Origin of the sequence: Algoriphagus vanfongensis DSM 17529, assembly GCF_000429465.1 — a bacterium.
GTDB lineage: Bacteria > Bacteroidota > Bacteroidia > Cytophagales > Cyclobacteriaceae > Algoriphagus > Algoriphagus vanfongensis.
In genome coordinates this window covers 290,700-308,995 of the sequence record NZ_AUBX01000014.1, presented here as the reverse complement: position 1 = coordinate 308,995, position 18,296 = coordinate 290,700, and the positions used below count along the sequence as shown (strand labels likewise).

Here is an 18,296-nt window from a genome sequence, read left to right as displayed (position 1 = left end):
CATTAGTTTAATGGGATAATTGTGATTTCGAGTCTGGTGCGATAGCGTTCGGAATTTTCGCCGGCCACCAGATAGCCGGTTGTCAGGGAGGATTCAGGATAGATGTCCAAGACTAAGCCTTCGCCAGTCTCGCTGTCCAAAATCATGTCCTCGACAAAATCAATGATGGGGATCTTGTAGTAAGTAGCCTCCTGAAATACCTCATCCCAACTTGCCAGAGAGGCAGTGGTCAGATAGCTTTTGATTTTCTTATTGGCAGACAGGACGTAGACATCTACTTTTTGAGCTAAGGGGTTGAACACACTGCTGTAGGTTCCCTTTTTGATGGGGATAAATAGATTGGCTTCCGAAATATGATATTCATAGTCCACCTCTGCGATGTCTTTGACGTTTCCGATTTCTATCCGGATAGATGCCCCGCTCAGTTCATCGGATATGGCGAGATTTTGACTTTCGGAAGCAGGGAGGATTTCATAAGAGCCTAATCCTGAGAAGGGAGTTTGGTCCAGATTTACCTCCATGTGTGTAAAACCCATCGAGAGATCTCCGATAGGAATCTGATATTCCAGTGCTCCGGGCTCCATGTCATCATCATTGTGATAATAGAAAGTCAGGTAGCTGTCCTTGGTAAATGTGATCAAAGGGCTCGTGCCTTCTGCTACGAGTGAGAGCCCTTTCAGAGCGTCCCTGAAGTCCTCCGTCGTGGTCATAATGGAGCTGCTTCCTTTGGACTGGAGCCAAAGATTATTGCCAAAGTCATAAGGGAGAGTGATGGTCAGGGTGCTGTCTGAGGGATAGAGTCTTTTCTCAGCAGTGACAAGAGGTTCTCTGCCACGATTGAAAGTTTCATAGTTATAGATATAGTCTTTGTCATCGATGTACTCGATGGATTCTGTGATTTCGTAGACTGAGAGCGGAAATACCGCAGCAGTATCATAGTGATAGTCGGACAGTTTGATCGAGAATACCAAGGAATCAAATGCGTGATACTCCTCAAAGCTGGTATTAAGTGTATTGAGCTCAAACTCGAAGTAAGGCTCCGCCACCACATGTCCCCTGTATGGATCGGAATAATTGCCCAATAGAAAGGTTTCTTTGCCACTGGTAGGAATGGAGTCTTCCAAAAAGGTGGAAAAGGTAATATCAGTTTTCTCTACTTTCTTGATGTCAAATGGTACCTCTATCTCCGAGATGGGAAGATCGTCCAGGTATTCATTTTCGAAGCAAGAGCTCAGGATCAAAACCAGAAAGCAGAACCAGCCTGTGTGCCTCATTATTTTTTTTGATTTCAAAACTAGGAGCCGGGAAATGGAGCATGCTGACTTTTAGAGATTTCGGTTGTTTTTGTAGAGCAATGGGTGGATTTTATCGATGAAATTGAAGGCTGGTCCAAAAACTCCATTTTGAGATTGCTAGGGGTTCTTTTCCATTTGGTCTGGAAAAATCCCCTCTTGCTCCAAAAAACCGTCAAGTGGCTTTTGCTCAGGCTAGTTTGCAGGCAAAAAATCAGACATGAATAAAGCAGTAGTTTCTTTGCTGTTCTGTTTTGCTTGCTTGGGTTCCTGGGAAGTATGGGCACAGAGAGGTCATGGATCACTCTATTCTACCTATGGATTGGGATTGCCTGCCTATGATAACTTCGGTATGGCAGGAAGGCTCGGAGGCACGGGAGCAGGAGTTCGCTCTCCTTATTTTCTCAATACGGTCAATCCTGCCTCCCAAACGGGTATTCAGACAGGATATACCTTTATGGTAGATGTGGATGCCAGCTACAATTATCAGGTGGTGGAAACCTCAGGTGATCAGCTAGCCAACAATTTCTCCAATCTCAATTACTTCAGTTTTTGGTTTAAGCCCTCCAAGCATTTCTCGGTATCTCTTGGCTTGACTCCTTTGACGACCAAAGATTACAGCTTCTCGGATAGAGTGTATTTCGAAGGGCTTTCGGAGCAGTATACCCGAGTATTCAAAGGTTGGGGAAATCTCAATAAGGCCTATATGAACCTCTCCACTCAGTTGGGCAACCGGTTTTCGATTGGGGTCAGACCCTATTATCTCTTTGGAAACAATACCGAAGAGGCGACTTATCTCAATGTCAATGAAGCAGGTTATGTGTCCAAAGGTCAGACTTCCTTTTCCGGGGTAGGAGCAGATCTAGGGTTCCAATATATGTTTTTGCGAAAGGATGATTATGCCATGGTGTTCGGGGCTACCGGGAACATCAATTCCAAAATCAAGGGCAATACCTCAGATATTGTCTATACCTACATCGATCAAGACCTGCTCTACGAGTCGGATGAGACATCTGATACCTACGAACTGGGCCCAAGTATACGCGGTGGGCTGGCTCTGCACACCAAATCATGGGTGATTGCGGGAGATTATCTCTATGCTTTGGCTTCTCCGGATGTTACACAGTCGGTGGACAATCAGGTGTATAGCTTTGGAGCCGAATACATGCCCGACTATTTCAGCTCGGAGTTTTTGAAAAGAATCAATTACTCCTTTGGATTGAGCTATCAGACAGGCTCGCTGGCTTTGGATGGTGCCAAAATTCCTATCTACAGTATCGGAGGGGGATTAGGAGTGCCACTGAATGCCAGCAGTCGGGTTACTCTGGGATATCAGTACAAGACCACCGGCTATAGCGATGCTCTTTCCAAAGAAAGCCTTCATACTATCACCTTGAATTTCACCCTTTCTGACCGCTGGTTCCAGCGCTTTAGTTTTGATTGATATGCGTACCTATTCCCTTTATGTGATTGCTACAGTCGGAGTATTTCTGTGTTGCCAGGCGGGCTTTGCCCAGTCGAGTACTCAGTCTCCGATCCTGCGAATGGAAAAATTGCTTCAAGTAATTCACTTTGACTCAGCTGCCATTGCCAAAAAACTCAAAGTGGGAGAAGATAAGGCTGCAGCAAAGATTTTGGACTTTTCTATCGATGCCTATGAGACCGAGATCTCAGACTTGGAGCGGGGCCATCAGGAATTCATTCAGCGAAATTTCGTGGCCTATGATCAGGCAATAGATAAAATCGACGATGCGATGGATTTTGAGGCAGCACTAGCGCAGGTGGACTTGCTGAAGATCTCTCTAGATCCCGTGACTCAGGATATTCGGGGTGTGGAGCGCAAGCTGGACGCTAGGTTGCAGTTGTTGTTTTCCGAAAAGCAATATAAGATCTGGCAGCGGCTCGTGAGCCGGAAAAAGAAAAAACAAACCAATCGAGTTCCAATGCCCATGGCAGGGCCTAGTGCAACCGATGATTTGTTCTGAAGATTTCATGGTTGAGAATGGGGGTAATTGATTTATTTAACACCAAATCGGAGCTTCTTGCTCCTGCCCCCTTCTTTTTACCCTTCAAAAAATGACTTTGGTGTAATGAAAAGGTAACCTAGAGGTGCTTTGCTAGCTGAGAAATTATTTTACCTTAGCGGAAAATAAATTTCTTCTCAAGAAAATTATACTAGCAAGCCATGAAAAAATTTTTGTTTCCACTGATCTTGCTCTTGGTAGTCCTTATCTATCAGAGTTGCATTGATTCCACGCCAGCTAATCAGCGCGTGATCATGATAGGCATTGATGGCTTTGGGACAGAAGGATATTTGCAGGCAAAGCATCCCCATATGGATAGTTTGTTTGCCGATGGGGTGATTTCTCTCACTACCCGCACGGTGATGCCGTCGGTGACTATGCCCAATTGGACCAGTCATTTGACCGGAGCTGGCCCCGAGCAGCATGGAGTTTTTAACAATGCCTGGGAAAAAGAACAGCATCCCTTAGATCCTCAGGAAGTGGACGAAGACGGGTATTTTCCTTCTATTTTCAAAGTGCTCAAGGATCAAATGCCGCATGCAAAAACAGCTTATTATTACAACTGGGCAAATCTGATCAAGCCGATCAATCAGAAATACTTGGATGAGGTGAAGTTTGAGGAGGAAGATGGCTTTTCAGCAAATTATCAGGCGGCATTCGACTTTTTGAAAGTCAATCGGAATAGTCCAAGCTTGGTTTTCTTGTATACCGTGCATGTGGATCATGCGGGGCATTCCTATGAATGGCTGTCGCAGGAATACATTTCTGCCATCGAGCAACTGGATCTGGAGCTTGGTGAATTTGTCTCGCAACTCAAATCAGAAGATCTCTATGAAGATGCGCATATCCTTCTTTTTACAGATCATGGAGGTGTAGGAACGGGCCATGGCGGTACCTCTGTAGCTGAAATGGAAGTGCCTTGGATGATACGCGGGCCTCAGGTTGAGCAGGGGAAAAAGCTTGCATCTCCCAACTCCAATACCAACACCGCCCTGGTAGTATCCCGCATTTTTGGACTGGAAATCCCTTATGAATCTTGGATTGGGAAAGTGCCTGAAGGGGTTTTTAAGGTCAACTAGAGGCTAGAATTCAGAGAGTTAGTGGGTTTTTGGATTCGCATTCCAGTTTAAAATCAGTAACTTGATGTTGCTAGGACCAAAATTTAAGTGATCATGAAAGCTAGAATTTTACTCATGTTGTTGGTGTTTCCATTGCTGTTTGTTGCCTGCATGGATGAATCTGAGGACCCGATAATTCCTGATCCAATGGATCAGATGGACAATCCCAGCGATGGGATGACACTCTATATGGGAGATTTTGTTTCGGATGCCCATCCTACCTCAGGCAAGGCCAGTGCGGATTTGGAAGAGGGACTATTGACATTTTCTGATTTCATGACGGACAATGGTCCTCTATTGGAAGTGTACATGGCGACTGATACCAAGGCTTCCGAATTCGTTTCCCTGGGAGAGCTTCAAGGAATCAAAGGGGATTTTGACTATGATCTACCGGAAGAGCTTGATTTGGATAAGTATTCCTATGTCCTGATCTGGTGCGTGGAGTTCTCGGTCAATTTTGGCTATGCAAAAGTTGAAAAGTAAGAAGCCTTTATAGAAACTGTCTAGCGCACAAAGGGGGAATAAGGCCTTCAATTGCCTTCTCAGCAGAATTATCGCTACCCTTTATTCCCTTTTCTTTTTTAAAATTTTCACGATTCTAGTATTGATGATTTCTGACAGGTTCCAATTGTATAGTTTGGAATCAGTAGTGCTGTAAAATTCCACCGTGACGGCATCGAGGTCTTTGTGGTATTTGGCAAAACTCTGATATCCCGGCACCCATCCTCCATGCTCATATTCATAGATGGATTCGTAGATTTCCTGTTCGCCGGCTGCGAAGACTGACCCATCATTTAGAGCTCTCACAAAAGTGCCTACGTCTTCCGCCGTGGCGAGCATCCCATGCTCGTCAGCTTTCAAATCATGCGGATGTCCCACATGATAGCCACTCATGACATCATCCAGATTCACTTCTTTGAGCGAGCCATAGGTGTGCTTGAGGTTTAATGGATTAAGGATTTCTTCTTGGATGAATTGAAAATTGTCGTAGCCCAGCGCATCATCCATGATTTTATTGATCAGCAGATAATTGGTGTTGCAATATTGATAGTCTTCTCCCGGTTCAAAATTGGCCGGCTGGTCCAGAATCAAGGCAAGGCTCTCTTCATAAGTCTGTGTCGGTTCAGCCCAAAAATTCGGAGCGTCTGTGAAATTGGGAATGCCGCTTCGGTGCTGAATCATCAGCCTTAAGGTGATTTGATCTGCATTTTCGATTCTGCCTTTCAGTTCGGGTAAGTATTCCGCAAGGGTCTTGTCCAAAGAAAGTCGCCCATCCTTGACCAATTTGGTGACTGCTACAGCATCGTATAGCTTGCTGATGCTGGCAATTTTGAAAAGGGCATCTGGTCTGGTAGGGATCTTCGTCTCACGATTATGCCATCCAGAAGCAACAAACTGAGGAGACTGACCACCTTGATCTACATAGACTATCACTCCATCAAATCCATGAGCAATGGCCTGATCTGCTTGCTCCTGAACGCTGTCTGGGAGAGGTAGAATCCATGCTTTTACCAAGAGCCAGGGCACGAAATAGAGAGAAATGGCAGTTCCGACTAGCAGCGTGATCCTGATGAGTAGCGTTTTATTTTTCTTCGTCATTTATCTTGGGTTAGGTGAAGCGAAACAGCCATTTCCGGTGGGGCTACTAGTCCTGAAGCCTTTCGAACCGATCAACTGTAAGTAATTCAAGAAGTTGAAAATACTATAATTTTGCCGACTACTCTGGTGCTCGACTCTTGGCGGTACATTAGCGCTTTGTCTGAGTCATGCGATCTGCGACCACGATGATATAGTCAGCGATGCTTTCTCGGTCTTCCTTGCTTAGTTCTTTCCATTCTTTTTCTGTCAGAGTGGTGATGGATTTGATCGTGAAGCCTGGACGAATCTGATTGATCCACCAGATGATTCCTTGGGAATAATTGGAGTGATAGGAGCCTTGGAAATGGAACAGCAAGTTGCCGGGCTGAAAGGATTCGATGGAAAAGTGCGCCATCGTAGCATCCTTGGCGGCTTGGGCAGTCTGGATGTTGAGCATATTGGGTGGGATATGATCACCCATCGCTTTTCCCATTTCCGCATAAGCTTTGACAGTGGGATCAAAGTATTTTTCCAAATCCGGTCCGATCATAGCTCGTGCCTCTGGGCTCAGTAGTTGAAGGGATTCTATGCCCTTTTTATGGATGAGGGAAGCATACCTGCGCGGAATATTGGTGGCGATAAATCTCAGGTTTTTATCCTTTGCAAAATCCAAAAGCGGTTTGTAGTCTGTTTGGTAATTGGACCAAAGCTGGGTGATCTCTGGGAGCATTTTGTCTTCCGGATAGAGGTCTTGCAAGTATTCGTCGATCACGAGTTGGTTGCCGTTTTCAAACATTTCCGCTCCCAGATACAGGTCTTGCCCTTTGATTTCATAGAAACTGTGGCACATCTCCAGTTGGAGCCAGTGGGAAATCGGATTGGTGTGGTACTCACCGAAAAAGACCATGTCGCTTTTGGCGAGATCCCGAATCATTTTATCATAATCTGCCTGCTTGCCGCGATTGTCAAAAAGCTGGTAGGCAGGTTTGTTTTGTGCCAAAGTGATAGTGGCTATGAATAGACAGATAGAAAAAGTGAATAGAAGCTTTTTCATAGTGAGTATTGTTTGGGTGGATGAAGTCTTAGTTTGGAGCCTCAAGATAGGGCAAAATGTTTGGGATGGCTTTCTAGATAGGGGATCTGATTTAAAAATTGGTTTCTCGAAATAAGACGGGAACAGAACTTCGTCGAAGCAAGCAGACTGCGGCAGTATAGTATCTAGAGTAGCGTAAGTGTCCAGTCTGGGCCAGCCTCATTTTGGAGCGAAGTCTGGAGACTTAAGCCATTTGTACTTAACTTAAAGGCTTTTTAAATATTCTTATGAAAGAAGTATCCATTCCGGTACAGCAAAATAGCCTCGACAGGACGATGCGTTTTGCGGGCCTTTTATTGGTGATCATCGTCTGGGGAAGTGCCGTTTTATTCGGTGCCTATATTTTGGCCTTTTATTTTATTGCCTTGATCCAAGGGAATACGAGCCAATGGAATGAGGTACTTCCGGATATTTATGATGAAAAAACCAGGTCTGCCACGCTGGGAATTGGGCTTCACTTTGCAGCTGGGGGCATTATTCTGATTCTGGGCTGTATTCAATTGGTGAAATCAGTTCGGGTCAAATACCCCTTGCTCCATCGAATCATAGGGCGAATCTACGTAGCTGCCTCGATCGCAGCAGCTTTGGGTGGGCTGGTCTTTATTTTTGCGAAGGGAACCATCGGCGGCTTGATCATGGATATTGGGTTTGCAGGCTATGGGGTTCTGACTTTTGTGGCGGCAGTGGCTACCATCTATTTTGCCAGATCGGGAAAGATGGAGCAACATCGGGCCTGGGCCATAAGGCTCTTTGCCCTGGCGATTGGCTCCTGGCTCTATCGAATGGACTATGGCTTTTGGTTTATGGTGACAGATCGATTGGGGCACAATTCCGATTTCACCGGAGCCTTTGATTACTTTATGGACTTCTTTTTTTACCTGCCCAATTTGCTGGTGGCGGAGATCTTTATAGGAAGGTATAAGGTGCTAAAATCCGGCTTTGCCAAATTCATAGCGATTGTTTTTCTGGCTTCTGCCAATCTATTTCTACTCGTGGCTACCTATTTCTTCACCAAAGAATATTGGGGTCCTGCGATCCTGGATGTGGTTTTGGGGAGGTAGAAAAACGAAAAGGCGTAGAGGATAGGATTGGTTTTATTGGAATGGGTTCAAACCCATTCCTATTCAAAAACATCTCCGTGTAGACTCCTAATTAGCCCCATGCTTTAGCACGGAAAAAATGGTTTGGATGATTTCAAGTTTTGGCCAGTTTGATGTCAATCGTGAAGATAGAGCATCGCCAAAACGAGGGAAGATTAAGGAATGCAAATCCTTGAAAATAGGAAAGCGTAGTTACAAACTACGCATAGAAGGGGAAATCTAGATTTTAGGGTGTAGTTGAAAACTACAGCTAATAGGGCTAATAGCTCACGGCCGTCTATTCGATTGGTATTAGTTATTCTTTAACTTTTTGTACTCAGAATTTGATTTTTCAAGTACAAATTCAATAATCATACCGTTAAATATTAAAATTGGTATTAAAAAGCAAATAACAGTAATAGGAATAATTGGCCCATTTTGTTCTAGTTGTTCTGCGTATGAAACTGAGAGCATGGGGAGCACTTTTATTGCAAGTAAAAGTGCTAGTACGACAGACGGTAATGCATGACCTAATTTCATTATTCTGTCAACTTTTATCCAAGATAAGACTTCATCGGGAGCCGACAAATAATTATATTCTTCATTTCTAATCTTTTGTACCAAGTACATTATAACTTTCAATATTAATTCCATGTTTGTTTCAATTTTTTATTAATGCCAATGGTTTGTGTATGGTGCGGATTCCGCTGGATATGCACTATAACTATGTTGCCAGTAGTATTTTTATTCCATTCTATTCAATTCAGTCGCTCCTTGCAGTGCACCAATTGATTCGAATACTTCATTTTGATCTTGCTCTTCCGTCCAGCCCATTTTAGAAAGCTCGGAACGTACTTGATTCTCAGTTTTCTCCTTGACAAAATGGTAGAAAGCAAAATCTACCACTTCCATTGGAACCCTTTCCAATTGATATGAAGTTAATTTTGAAACTAATTGCAATATTCCAATTGAGTAGGTTATTCCGAGTTGAAAAATCCAGCTTATAACTAATCCTATCCATCCAGTATTTAGAGACTTGATTGTTAAGCCAGCTTCAAGTCGAAGTTTTATAAATTCAAAGAATCCAATCGGCTCGTAGTTATTCTCGCTTAATATAATTTGGTATTGAAAATATTGGTTAGAAACATAAACGAGCACGATCATTCCGATAAGTAAATAGTTTAGAATATCGTAATTGGTGTAGTTGCTTACCTTAATCAAATATTTCAATGTAAATCCAATTGCAAGCGCGACACCTACTTCAAAAAGTCCAATTATGTAAATTCCTTTTATTGAAAGAAAAGCAACAACATATCCAAGTAAAAGAGCTGTAACCAATCCACCCAAAATCGTAATCCAAGCTTTTGGTTCCTTTCTTTCTTTCGGTTTGGGTAAACTTTCTGGGATTTCATAATCATCCCAGTTATTTGTGCGTTCAACTTCTTTCTCTAATTCTGCTAAGGCTTCTTTGTCAAGTTCTTTCTCTGTTTGTTGAAAAGCGTATTTGAATAGACGAACTCTTTTTGAATTTCTTCCATTGTCCCACATTTCATTTCCAAGTGAAACACTTTTAACTTTTACCTTTCCATATTCGTAAGCCACAGAGATTTTCTCAGTCCAGCTTTTCCAATCTCCTTTTCGTTTAGCTTCTGCTGAGGTTTCGTCCTGAAAAACTAGATCCCATCCTAACTTTTCAAAGGTTTTAATGACAATTGGTACAAATACCTTTTTATTTAATTCTGTTCGAAATTCTTCTTCAAATTTTGGAGTCCAGTTGAAACTGTGTTTCTTCTTAATTGTGGATTCGTATTTTTTAAGTTCTTCTGTCATTTTATATTATTGCCAACTTGTTTATTTATGCATTTTATTGAACATATTCCCCAGAATCGGTTGTGTATGTACAGTTTATGCTAGTTTTAATATCCAGAACAAAACATTGGTTTTCGGATTTAATTCCGACCTGACTCTCCAAAAAATCCGAGCTGGCTGCATTTGAAAATCATTGGCCGAAGAAAAGGCTTTTGGTTTGGATTTTTTATACCCTGTACTGGGTATTTTTGGGTTTTTTGAAAAAATAAAGGGGTGAAAAGCAATTTTGATTTGAAATTGGGAATTTGAGATTTTCCTTCCAAACCAAGCTTTTCTCTAATCTCTTAATCTCTGATCTCTAGTTAAAAACATCCCTCCCGTAATTCTTCGGGACAAGCTCTACCCCTCTTCCAAGGGGGGATTGGTTGCGTGTAGCCTTCTCAGACTGCCAAATTTTGGGTCCAAGTCTGGAGGCTTGAACCATTTGTTCCTGTTAGGGAATTAATCTCTGAGCAACCTCTGCGTTCTCTGCGTCTCTGTTGAGAAAATCGAATGAGGTTGCTTCGTCGTTCCTCTCTGTCTGCTGACAGGCAGGCTCGCAATGACAAAGCTCCTAAATCTCTGATCTCAGATCTCTTAATCTCTAATTCTCCAATCTCTTCTAATTATCACTTACAAAACCTCAGCATCCTCCCTATTCACTTACACTAGCAGACCAACTTATACCCAAAGCCTCGCACGTTCAAAATCTGAATATTGGAGTCTAGATGGAGTTTTTTGCGGAGCTTGGTGATAAAGACATCCATGCTTCTCGCATTGAAAAAGTCATCCGAACCCCAAATCTGTGTCAGGATCAAAGTACGGTCTGTGATCTCATTGGCATGCTCGGCCAAAAGCTGTAAAAGCTGAGATTCCCGTGCGGTAAGTGGGGTTTCTTCCTGCTCGATTTTGAGTAGTTGTTTGGTCGGATGAAATTCATACTTTCCTAATGCGATCCAGTCACTTTGGCTTTGTCGGACACGAAGTCTATCCAGTTGGGCTTTGATCCGAACGATCAGTTCCTCCATGCTGAAGGGCTTGCGCACATAGTCATTGGCTCCCAATCCAAAGCCCTTGACCACATCCTCGGTTTGGCTTTTGGAAGTCAGGAAAATAATCGGCGTATAGGGGTCAATCTTCCGGATTTCGGTGGCGAGGCCGAAGCCGTCTTTTTTGGGCATCATCACATCCAGCACCAGTACATCTGGTTTTTTGATTTGATAGGCCTCCCAGGTCTGCTGTCCATCTCCGCAAAGAGTAACCTGGAAATCCCGGCTTTCCAGACTTTCTTGGATGATCATGCCGAGGGCAAGTTCGTCTTCCGCTAATAATACCTTGATTTTGCTCATGGCCAATAGGTGCTAAAGGTGGTGAAGCCTTTTCCAAGCTCCAAATCGATTTTCCCTCCGTGTTTTTCCAGGATTGTCTTGACATAATACAGCCCGATCCCAAAGCCTTTCACATCATGCACATCTCCTTTGGGGATCCGATAAAACTGCTCAAAAACTCTGTTTTTTTGTTCTGGGCTGATATTCCCTCCATTGTCCCTCACGCGTATTTTATTGTGCCCATTCTGATCCAAACAGATGTGAATCTGGTCTCCGCCATATTTGATGGCATTGTCCAGCAGGTTGGACAGGGCATTTTCGAAGTGAAAAGCATCAGCCACGATAGGCTTGCAATGAGATGGCAGAATGAGTTCTATTTTTTTCTCGGGAGCCAAAGTCTGGAATTTGACAGTGAGCTGGCGCAAAAGCGGTTCCGGCTCGATGGGTTCCTTTTTCAAAGCCATCTGATCGGAGTTTAACGTAGCCGTTTCGAGCATTTTCTCGACCATCTGATTGAGTTTGAGCATCTGAGATTTGGAGATACCCAGGTAGCGCTTGGTTTTCTCCGCATCATTTTCCGGATTAAACTGCTCGATGCCTTCGATGGCCGACAGGGTAGTGGCGATCGGAGTTTTGAACTCGTGAGTGATATTGGAGATCAGATCCTGCTTGATTTCGGCGATTTCTTTTTGGTTTTTGATCGTCTGATAGAGGTAATAGAAAGCCCCAATGATGGCCAGAAGCAAGAGTATGGAAGTCACCAGCTCTACCGCACCCCGCTTGAGTATCGTACGGGCGCTGTTTTCAAAGTAGAGTTCCAATGTCTGTCCCCGAGGGAGAAAGGTAGATCTGGATGTCACCAAAAAAGGAAGGTCATCAGTCGCTATCGAATCAGAGGCCGCTTTGTTTTTTGGGTCCAGATGGATCAGTCGGTAGTTGATTTCGATACTTCTTCGGCGCAGTTCGGTCTGTAGGAGCGCATTGATTTTGTCAAAATCCAAAGAGTCTCGAGTGATGGAAATGATGATTTTGTTGGTAAGGGATTCCAGATTGCTGAGACTGTCAGCAAAGGATCTACCGAAGAAGAAATTCAAGCCATTTTTGGTGTCTTTGCCAAAGTTGCCCAAGGAATCTATCGTGATAATTGACTGCGAAGAATCTGTGGTAGCCCTATTCCAGATGAGAGAGTCCAATTTTCCGGAGCCACTTTCGTCCAGATGCTTGAGCAGTTCGCTGTTTCCTACCCGCTCAAAAAAACTGTCCATGTCTTCCATGCTTTCGAGAGAGTCCACCGTGATCCGCTGAACTCGCGTCGTGAATTGGATCGTGTCGGATTTCTTTGTTCTCAATAAGTGATCGTCTGTCAGGGTAATGACGTCGGATTTGGCCTGCTCCGCAAAGTAGTTTTCCACGGCATTGTCCAGGCTGAGCTGGATGTCACTGCTGAGCTGGGACTGAATCAGCCGAAACTGCGTGTAAATCCTCCAGGCTTGGATGCCGATGGTAATCAGCAATACAAGGCTGATCAAAATCCCTATTCGCTTGAATTGTAGCTTTTGCACAGCACTAAATTAGGAGCTTATTGATGATTCAAATTGTAGGTTAACACTCGTTAACACTGCTTAACGCTAGTTCATTCCAAATTTTAATTGGTTTGTAGCAAACAAAACCTGCATTATGAAAGCGAAACTTCTTCTATTGATCGGCTTGATTTCTTTGTCATTTCCCCACTTTTCTATAGGTCAGGGATTGACAGGTAGAGCCTTTTACAAAACTACCTCTTCTATCAAAATAGCAATGGACTCATCTCAAATGGCTCCGGAGCAGATGGCGGAGATTCAGGCGCAGCTCAAAAAACAGATGGAAAAGGAATACATTCTGGATTTTACCCAGACCGAGTCTAACTGGAAGCTGGCACCCAGTCTGGGTGGAGGTCCGGCTACGGCGAGTAGCGGAGGCATGGAAATCCGGATCATGGAAGGCGGACAGGATAGACTTTTATACAAAAATGTCGCTAGTCAGGAATTTGTAGAGGAGGAAGATTTGATGGGGAAAGAATTTTTGGTCAAGGATAGTCTGAACACGATGGATTGGGAGCTGACAGGTAAGACCAAGCAGATCGGAAACTATTCTTGTCAGGAGGCCAAATATTCGAGGATTGTGGATTCGAAGCGATTCTCTACCGGAATGGAAGAGATGGAAACCGTCAAGGATACGGTCAGCATCGTGGCTTGGTTTACGCCGCAGATCCCAGTGAGTCATGGTCCGAATCAATACTGGGGATTGCCGGGATTGATTTTGGAAGTGCAAAATGAAGGCTCTACGATCATCTGTGAGAAAATAGTCCTAAACCCTACAGAAGAACCGGTGGCTATAGTCATTCCCAAAAAAGGCAAAGAAGTGACTCGGGAGGAATACCGCGCCATCGCCGACGAACAGATGCAGGATATGATGAAGCGCTACTCCGGCAAGCCGGGTGAGGGGAATCAGTTTACGATTAGGATAGGCAACTAGGGATTAGGAACTGGGCATGACTCGAATTACAAGTTTGGTAAACAGTAAGCTGTAAGTAGTGCTTCTTGTACCATGTGCCAAGGACCTGCCGAAGGGATATTTTATGAAGTATATATCGGCGAAGCCATGTCTCAAAAAGATAGCTAACGCAGATTTCAATAGTTAGACGAAGACGTATTTCAATAGTATTTCGCGCAGCTTATTTCAACTGAAGAGTTTACTCCTTCCTTCCTGATTTCCTTTTCAGCTTTCAGATTTCATATTTCACAATTCACAAACATGTCTTTTTTAAAACGAGCGACTCTTATTCTCTATCTCACGTGGATGGCGTTTCCTGCCTTTGGGCAAAGTAAAGCCATGATCGGCCAGGTGCTGGATTCACTCGATAATCCCGTTCCCTACGCCAATGTGGTCGCCATCAATCAGTCCACGCAGAAGATCGGAGGATTTGCCGTTTCCAATGAGGAAGGGCGCTTCCGAATCAATCTAGCTACAGGATCTACTTATTTGTTGCGGGTTTCCTTTGTAGGTTTTCAGCCTTTCGAGCGGGAGATTTCAGAATGGAGCTCCGACGAACAGATTCAGGTGATTTTAGCTGTGGATGAGACTACTTTGGATCAGGTGGAAGTGGTGACTGAGTTGCCGATCACCATGAAAGGTGATACGCTGACTTACAAGACGGATGCTTTTACTTCGGGAAATGAACGGAAACTAAAGGATGTGTTAGAAAAATTGCCAGGCTTCGAAGTGGATGATAATGGGGAAGTAAAAGTGCAGGGCAAAAAGGTGGACAAAGTCATGGTCGATGGAAAGAATTTCTTTGATGGAGATACCAAACTGGCCACTAAAAACTTGCCTGCGAATGCAGTGGACCGGGTGCAGGTGCTGAAGAATTTCAATGAAGTCTCTCCGATTCGAGGTTTGGATAACAATGAGAGCCTAGCCCTGAACATCGAATTGAAGGATGGAAAGAAGAATCTGGTTTTTGGAGATCTGACTGCTGGAGGCGGACCGAAAGAACGCTATCTGGGTCATGCCAATGCCTTTTATTACGCTCCCAAATTAAACCTGAATCTGATCGCAGATGTGAATAATGTGGGTGAATTGGCTTTTACCCTTCAGGATTATTTCCGATTCAGTGGAGGACTTTCTGGTTTGGCATCCAGAAATGGATCTCGAGTGGAGATCGGGGGAGATGACTTGGGGATTCCCATGGCTCAGAGAAACAATGCTCGGGATTTAGAAACCAAATTGGGAGCCTTGAATGTAAATTTTACGCCCTCTCGCAAGTGGAGACATGCCGGTTTTTTCATCGCCTCTTCTTCCAATAATTTATTGGGAAGCAATTCTCAGCGAACCTATTTGCGGAGCGATGAAAACAATCAGGAGACTTTGGAATCCGTCAATCGGGTAGAAAATGCCTCGGGTTTGATGAAGTATTCCTTGACCTTCACCCCACGAGAGGAAACTTACGCAAAGTACAGTTTCTTTGGGAAGATCGCCGATATAGAAACCCGAACAGGTTTGAATTCTGATTTTGGCACATTTGATCAGCAAATCGCCACCCGGCAGACCCGCAGGCCTTACTCCCTTCAGCAAAAGGGAGAATGGTATCATGCCCCGAATGAAAGGCAGGTATTCTCCATGGAAGTCAACTGGGAAAGCAAATACCAAGATCCGCTTTATGATTTGACGACCAATCAGCGGCCATTTATGGGAATGCTGGCGGTGGAAGATGCCGAGACTTATCGCTTTCTCCAAAATCAGGAAATACGCGGCAATCGAATCGAGGGAGCTTTCAATTATTATCATATTCTCAATCCTACCAATCACCTCAACTGGACCTTGGGCTACAACTCAACGAATCAGCAGCTATTAGGCGGAGTGGATTTGGTAGAAGAGGACCAAAATACGGAATTGGATGAGTTTAGAAACGATGCAGATTTCGGGATTCAGGATACTTATTTGGGGATGACCTACAAGACCAAGTGGAAAACTTTGATCATCAGTCCCACATTGAATTTGCATCGCTATGCCTGGAAGGATATGCAGGATGACCTGTCTCGAGAGCAGGAAAAATGGCTGCTATTGCCGTCAGTTTATGCCAAATGGGCAATCAAAACCAATCGTAGTTTGACTTATCGATTTGATCAGTCGGCGAGTTTCATGGACGTCCAAAAGCTAGCCACGGGATGGGTGATTCAGGATTACAATTCCATTTTCACCGGAAATCGGATGCTGGACAATGGGCTGTTTTCCAATCATTCCTTAAGCTACAATCACTTTGATTTCTTCTCTGCTTTTAATCTTTTTGGCAATCTCAACTGGCAGCGCAAAAAGGATGATTTGGTGACGGTGACAGATTTTGCGGGTGTAAACCGACTCTTGACCATCCAGAATATTGATCCGATCAATGAAACTCTGAATGGAGATCTGACCTTCGACAAGCGATTCAATACCTTCAAACTGCAAACAGGAGGAAGATGGAATTCATATCAAACAAATACCTTACTGGACGGCGAGACCAACGAAAACCAGTCTTTCACCCAGAGTTATAATTTCAAGATTACAACCACGGTTTTCAAGATTTTGGAGATTGATTTGGGCTACACCTTTGATGCGAATAAGTATCAGGGGAGAAATGTGAAAAATACATTTGTAACTCACAGCCCAAAACTGGAAATCGACTTGGATATCTTCAAGGGATTGAAGCTGAATGCAGACTATACCTACAATGCCTATCTGAACAAAGGAGCCAATACCCATAGTGATTTTGAGTTTTTGAATGCCTTTTTGAGCTATCAGGGCAAGTCGAGTCCGTGGGAATTCAGAGTATCAGTTTGGAATATATTGGATACGCAGGCTATCCGAAGAGATAGTTTTTCAGACAATCTGATCAGTACTTATTCTTACTGGGTGCAGCCGAGGTATGGCTTGCTCAGTGTGAAATATGACCTTTAAATTGAGGAATGAAACTGGCCTTTGAAGGCTCAAGATTCTGATGATAGTAAGCCATAAGCTACTTTTCCATGTCCATCTGGAGTCGTGTAAAAAGGCCTTTGCTCTATCTCATAGTTCAAATCCGGAGCGATTCCCAGAGCATGGTAAATGGTTTGGTGAATTCCATCGATTTTGATCGGATCTTCAATGGTTTTGCAAGGGCGTTCGTCAGCAGTTTTTCCAAAGACATGGCCTTTTTTGATGCCGCCGCCAAACATCAGCATGGAGCATCCATCGGTAAAATGTCGGTGCATTCCGAAGTTTTTCAAGTCCTCTACGATATCCGGAACTTCCACCTGATCTTTCACTTTCAGGTCAGGTCTTCCTTCGGTCAACATATCGCGACTGAATTCACTTGCCACTAACACGATGGTGCGGTCCAATTTGCCGCTTTCATCCAAGTCTTTAATGAGTTGAGCGATAGGTGCGTCGATCAATTTTTTCATGTCCTTGAGACGTGTATGTCCATTGTCATGCGTATCCCAACCCAAAAACGGTTCGTATTCAGTGGTCACGGTGATATAGCGGGCACCTTGATCGACTAGCCGCTTAGCCAAAAGACATCCCAAACCGAATTTCCCAGTATTGTATTTTTCGTAGCTAGCCCGAGGCTCCTGACTCAGATCAAAGGCTTTCGCTTCCGGAGAGTTGAGGAGGATATAGGCTTGTTCCATGGATCGCTTTAGGGATTCCTTTTGATAGTCTGAGCCAAATTCTCCCATTGGCCCTGCTGCAATCAGATCTTTGTATAATTGGTTTCTGGATTCGAATCGCTTGCTGTCCATCCCGACAGGTGGACGCACTGAGTCCAGTCCGGAAGTGGGGTCAGGGATCATAAAAGGGCCGTATTCCGAGCCCAAAAAGCCAGCGGTATGAAAGGCCTTTAATTCTTCACCTTCTCCTACTGAAAAGCGCTGCCCAATATTGATGAATGGTGGAATGACTGGGTTCAGAGCGCCTTTTTCTTTAGCTATCCAACTTCCCAAATGAGGCACTACGACTGATTGGGGCGGTTCGTAACAGGTGTGGAAGTGATATTGATGCCTGGTATGCAAAATATGCCCCAAATCAGCTGCTTGGTAAGACCTGATCAAGGTGCCTTTGTCCATAATGGATGCGATGTTTTCCAGTCCTTCCGAAAACTGAATTCCATCCAGCTTTGTCGGGATTGAAGGGAACGTGCTGAGGATTTCTTTAGCTTCCATTCCCTTGCGGAAAGGGGTGTGTTTTTTTGGGTCAAAAGTTTCGGTATGGGCCATCCCACCGGCCATAAAAAGCAAAATAACAGAGTCTGCAGTGGAGTTCATTTTGCTTTCGCAGGAGGACAGAAGCCCTGCCAAAGGAGCACCCATTCCCATGGTAGCCATGGCGGCTGCACTAGTTCTTTTGAGAAAATCCCGTCTGCTTTTGAGGTAATTCATA

General features: G+C 44.1%; 15 protein-coding genes. 7 read left to right on the top strand and 8 right to left on the bottom strand.

What is annotated here, in order from left to right; all coding sequences use genetic code 11:
• Positions 1-2 precede the first annotated feature (2 nt).
• On the bottom strand, positions 3-1,274 hold the full coding sequence (locus G460_RS0112545) for a DUF4270 family protein (RefSeq protein ID WP_026955680.1): 1,272 nt from the start codon (positions 1,272-1,274) through the stop codon (positions 3-5).
• Positions 1,275-1,512: 238 nt separating this feature from the next.
• Here G460_RS0112545 and bamG point away from each other — a divergent pair, with 238 nt between their 5' ends.
• From bamG to G460_RS0112520, 4 genes are all read left to right on the top strand, one after another.
• Complete coding sequence (gene bamG / locus G460_RS0112535; protein ID WP_026955679.1) at positions 1,513-2,736, top strand: BamG family beta-barrel-assembly machinery protein; 1,224 nt, start codon at positions 1,513-1,515, stop codon at positions 2,734-2,736.
• Position 2,737: 1 nt separating this feature from the next.
• Complete coding sequence (locus G460_RS0112530) at positions 2,738-3,277, top strand: hypothetical protein (RefSeq protein WP_026955678.1); 540 nt, start codon at positions 2,738-2,740, stop codon at positions 3,275-3,277.
• A gap of 200 nt (positions 3,278-3,477) precedes the next feature.
• Positions 3,478-4,395, top strand: a complete 918-nt coding sequence (locus G460_RS0112525) for an alkaline phosphatase family protein (RefSeq protein ID WP_026955677.1) — start codon at positions 3,478-3,480, stop codon at positions 4,393-4,395.
• A 93-nt stretch (positions 4,396-4,488) separates the two neighbouring features.
• On the top strand, positions 4,489-4,917 hold the full coding sequence (locus G460_RS0112520; protein ID WP_026955676.1) for a DM13 domain-containing protein: 429 nt from the start codon (positions 4,489-4,491) through the stop codon (positions 4,915-4,917).
• 81 nt (positions 4,918-4,998) lie between these two features.
• On the opposite strand, the gene G460_RS0112515 is transcribed toward G460_RS0112520, so the two are convergent.
• Positions 4,999-6,033 carry a serine hydrolase domain-containing protein gene (locus G460_RS0112515; RefSeq protein ID WP_026955675.1) on the bottom strand — a complete coding sequence of 345 codons (1,035 nt, stop codon included), beginning with the start codon at positions 6,031-6,033 and terminating at the stop codon, positions 4,999-5,001.
• Between the two features lie 148 nt (positions 6,034-6,181).
• Entirely contained in the window at positions 6,182-7,066 is an 885-nt protein-coding gene (locus G460_RS0112510; protein ID WP_026955674.1) for a ChaN family lipoprotein, read from the bottom strand.
• A gap of 266 nt (positions 7,067-7,332) precedes the next feature.
• On the opposite strand from G460_RS0112510, the gene G460_RS0112505 reads away from it, so the two are divergent.
• Positions 7,333-8,166, top strand: coding sequence for a DUF2306 domain-containing protein (locus tag G460_RS0112505; RefSeq protein WP_051316034.1), 834 nt, complete (start codon positions 7,333-7,335; stop codon positions 8,164-8,166).
• A 330-nt stretch (positions 8,167-8,496) separates the two neighbouring features.
• Here the strand turns inward: G460_RS0112505 and G460_RS0112500 are convergent, their stop codons facing one another.
• From G460_RS0112500 to G460_RS0112480, 4 genes are all read right to left on the bottom strand, one after another.
• The gene (locus tag G460_RS0112500; protein ID WP_026955672.1) at positions 8,497-8,838 is read right to left on the bottom strand and encodes a hypothetical protein; all 342 of its coding nucleotides are present in this window, start codon (positions 8,836-8,838) and stop codon (positions 8,497-8,499) included.
• 90 nt (positions 8,839-8,928) lie between these two features.
• Complete coding sequence (locus tag G460_RS0112495) at positions 8,929-10,014, bottom strand: hypothetical protein (RefSeq protein ID WP_026955671.1); 1,086 nt, start codon at positions 10,012-10,014, stop codon at positions 8,929-8,931.
• A 686-nt stretch (positions 10,015-10,700) separates the two neighbouring features.
• On the bottom strand, positions 10,701-11,381 hold the full coding sequence (locus G460_RS0112485; RefSeq protein WP_026955669.1) for a response regulator transcription factor: 681 nt from the start codon (positions 11,379-11,381) through the stop codon (positions 10,701-10,703).
• Positions 11,378-12,922: a sensor histidine kinase gene (locus tag G460_RS0112480; RefSeq protein WP_026955668.1), complete on the bottom strand. Its 1,545-nt coding sequence runs from the start codon at positions 12,920-12,922 to the stop codon at positions 11,378-11,380. The genes G460_RS0112485 and G460_RS0112480 overlap by 4 nt, the downstream gene beginning before the upstream one ends.
• A gap of 115 nt (positions 12,923-13,037) precedes the next feature.
• On the opposite strand from G460_RS0112480, the gene G460_RS0112475 reads away from it, so the two are divergent.
• Positions 13,038-13,874, top strand: a complete 837-nt coding sequence (locus G460_RS0112475) for a GLPGLI family protein (protein WP_026955667.1) — start codon at positions 13,038-13,040, stop codon at positions 13,872-13,874.
• A 279-nt stretch (positions 13,875-14,153) separates the two neighbouring features.
• Positions 14,154-16,835, top strand: coding sequence for a TonB-dependent receptor (locus tag G460_RS0112470; protein ID WP_084421293.1), 2,682 nt, complete (start codon positions 14,154-14,156; stop codon positions 16,833-16,835).
• 29 nt (positions 16,836-16,864) lie between these two features.
• Here G460_RS0112470 and G460_RS0112465 read toward each other — a convergent pair whose 3' ends face one another.
• Positions 16,865-18,295, bottom strand: coding sequence for a DUF1501 domain-containing protein (locus G460_RS0112465; protein WP_026955665.1), 1,431 nt, complete (start codon positions 18,293-18,295; stop codon positions 16,865-16,867).
• Position 18,296: the final 1 nt, after the last annotated feature.

What these genes read in the sequence shown, in the direction of transcription:
- bamG (WP_026955679.1), top strand. Translation starts at nt 1,513, where the DNA reads ATGAATAAAGCAGTAGTTTCTTTGCTGTTCTGTTTTGCTTGCTTGGGT.
- G460_RS0112465 (WP_026955665.1), bottom strand. Translation starts at nt 18,295, where the DNA reads ATGAATTACCTCAAAAGCAGACGGGATTTTCTCAAAAGAACTAGTGCA.
- G460_RS0112475 (WP_026955667.1), top strand. Translation starts at nt 13,038, where the DNA reads ATGAAAGCGAAACTTCTTCTATTGATCGGCTTGATTTCTTTGTCATTT.
- G460_RS0112470 (WP_084421293.1), top strand. Translation starts at nt 14,154, where the DNA reads ATGTCTTTTTTAAAACGAGCGACTCTTATTCTCTATCTCACGTGGATG.
- G460_RS0112520 (WP_026955676.1), top strand. Translation starts at nt 4,489, where the DNA reads ATGAAAGCTAGAATTTTACTCATGTTGTTGGTGTTTCCATTGCTGTTT.
- G460_RS0112500 (WP_026955672.1), bottom strand. Translation starts at nt 8,838, where the DNA reads ATGGAATTAATATTGAAAGTTATAATGTACTTGGTACAAAAGATTAGA.
- G460_RS0112505 (WP_051316034.1), top strand. Translation starts at nt 7,333, where the DNA reads ATGAAAGAAGTATCCATTCCGGTACAGCAAAATAGCCTCGACAGGACG.
- G460_RS0112485 (WP_026955669.1), bottom strand. Translation starts at nt 11,381, where the DNA reads ATGAGCAAAATCAAGGTATTATTAGCGGAAGACGAACTTGCCCTCGGC.
- G460_RS0112510 (WP_026955674.1), bottom strand. Translation starts at nt 7,066, where the DNA reads ATGAAAAAGCTTCTATTCACTTTTTCTATCTGTCTATTCATAGCCACT.
- G460_RS0112530 (WP_026955678.1), top strand. Translation starts at nt 2,738, where the DNA reads ATGCGTACCTATTCCCTTTATGTGATTGCTACAGTCGGAGTATTTCTG.
- G460_RS0112525 (WP_026955677.1), top strand. Translation starts at nt 3,478, where the DNA reads ATGAAAAAATTTTTGTTTCCACTGATCTTGCTCTTGGTAGTCCTTATC.
- G460_RS0112495 (WP_026955671.1), bottom strand. Translation starts at nt 10,014, where the DNA reads ATGACAGAAGAACTTAAAAAATACGAATCCACAATTAAGAAGAAACAC.
- G460_RS0112545 (WP_026955680.1), bottom strand. Translation starts at nt 1,274, where the DNA reads ATGAGGCACACAGGCTGGTTCTGCTTTCTGGTTTTGATCCTGAGCTCT.
- G460_RS0112515 (WP_026955675.1), bottom strand. Translation starts at nt 6,033, where the DNA reads ATGACGAAGAAAAATAAAACGCTACTCATCAGGATCACGCTGCTAGTC.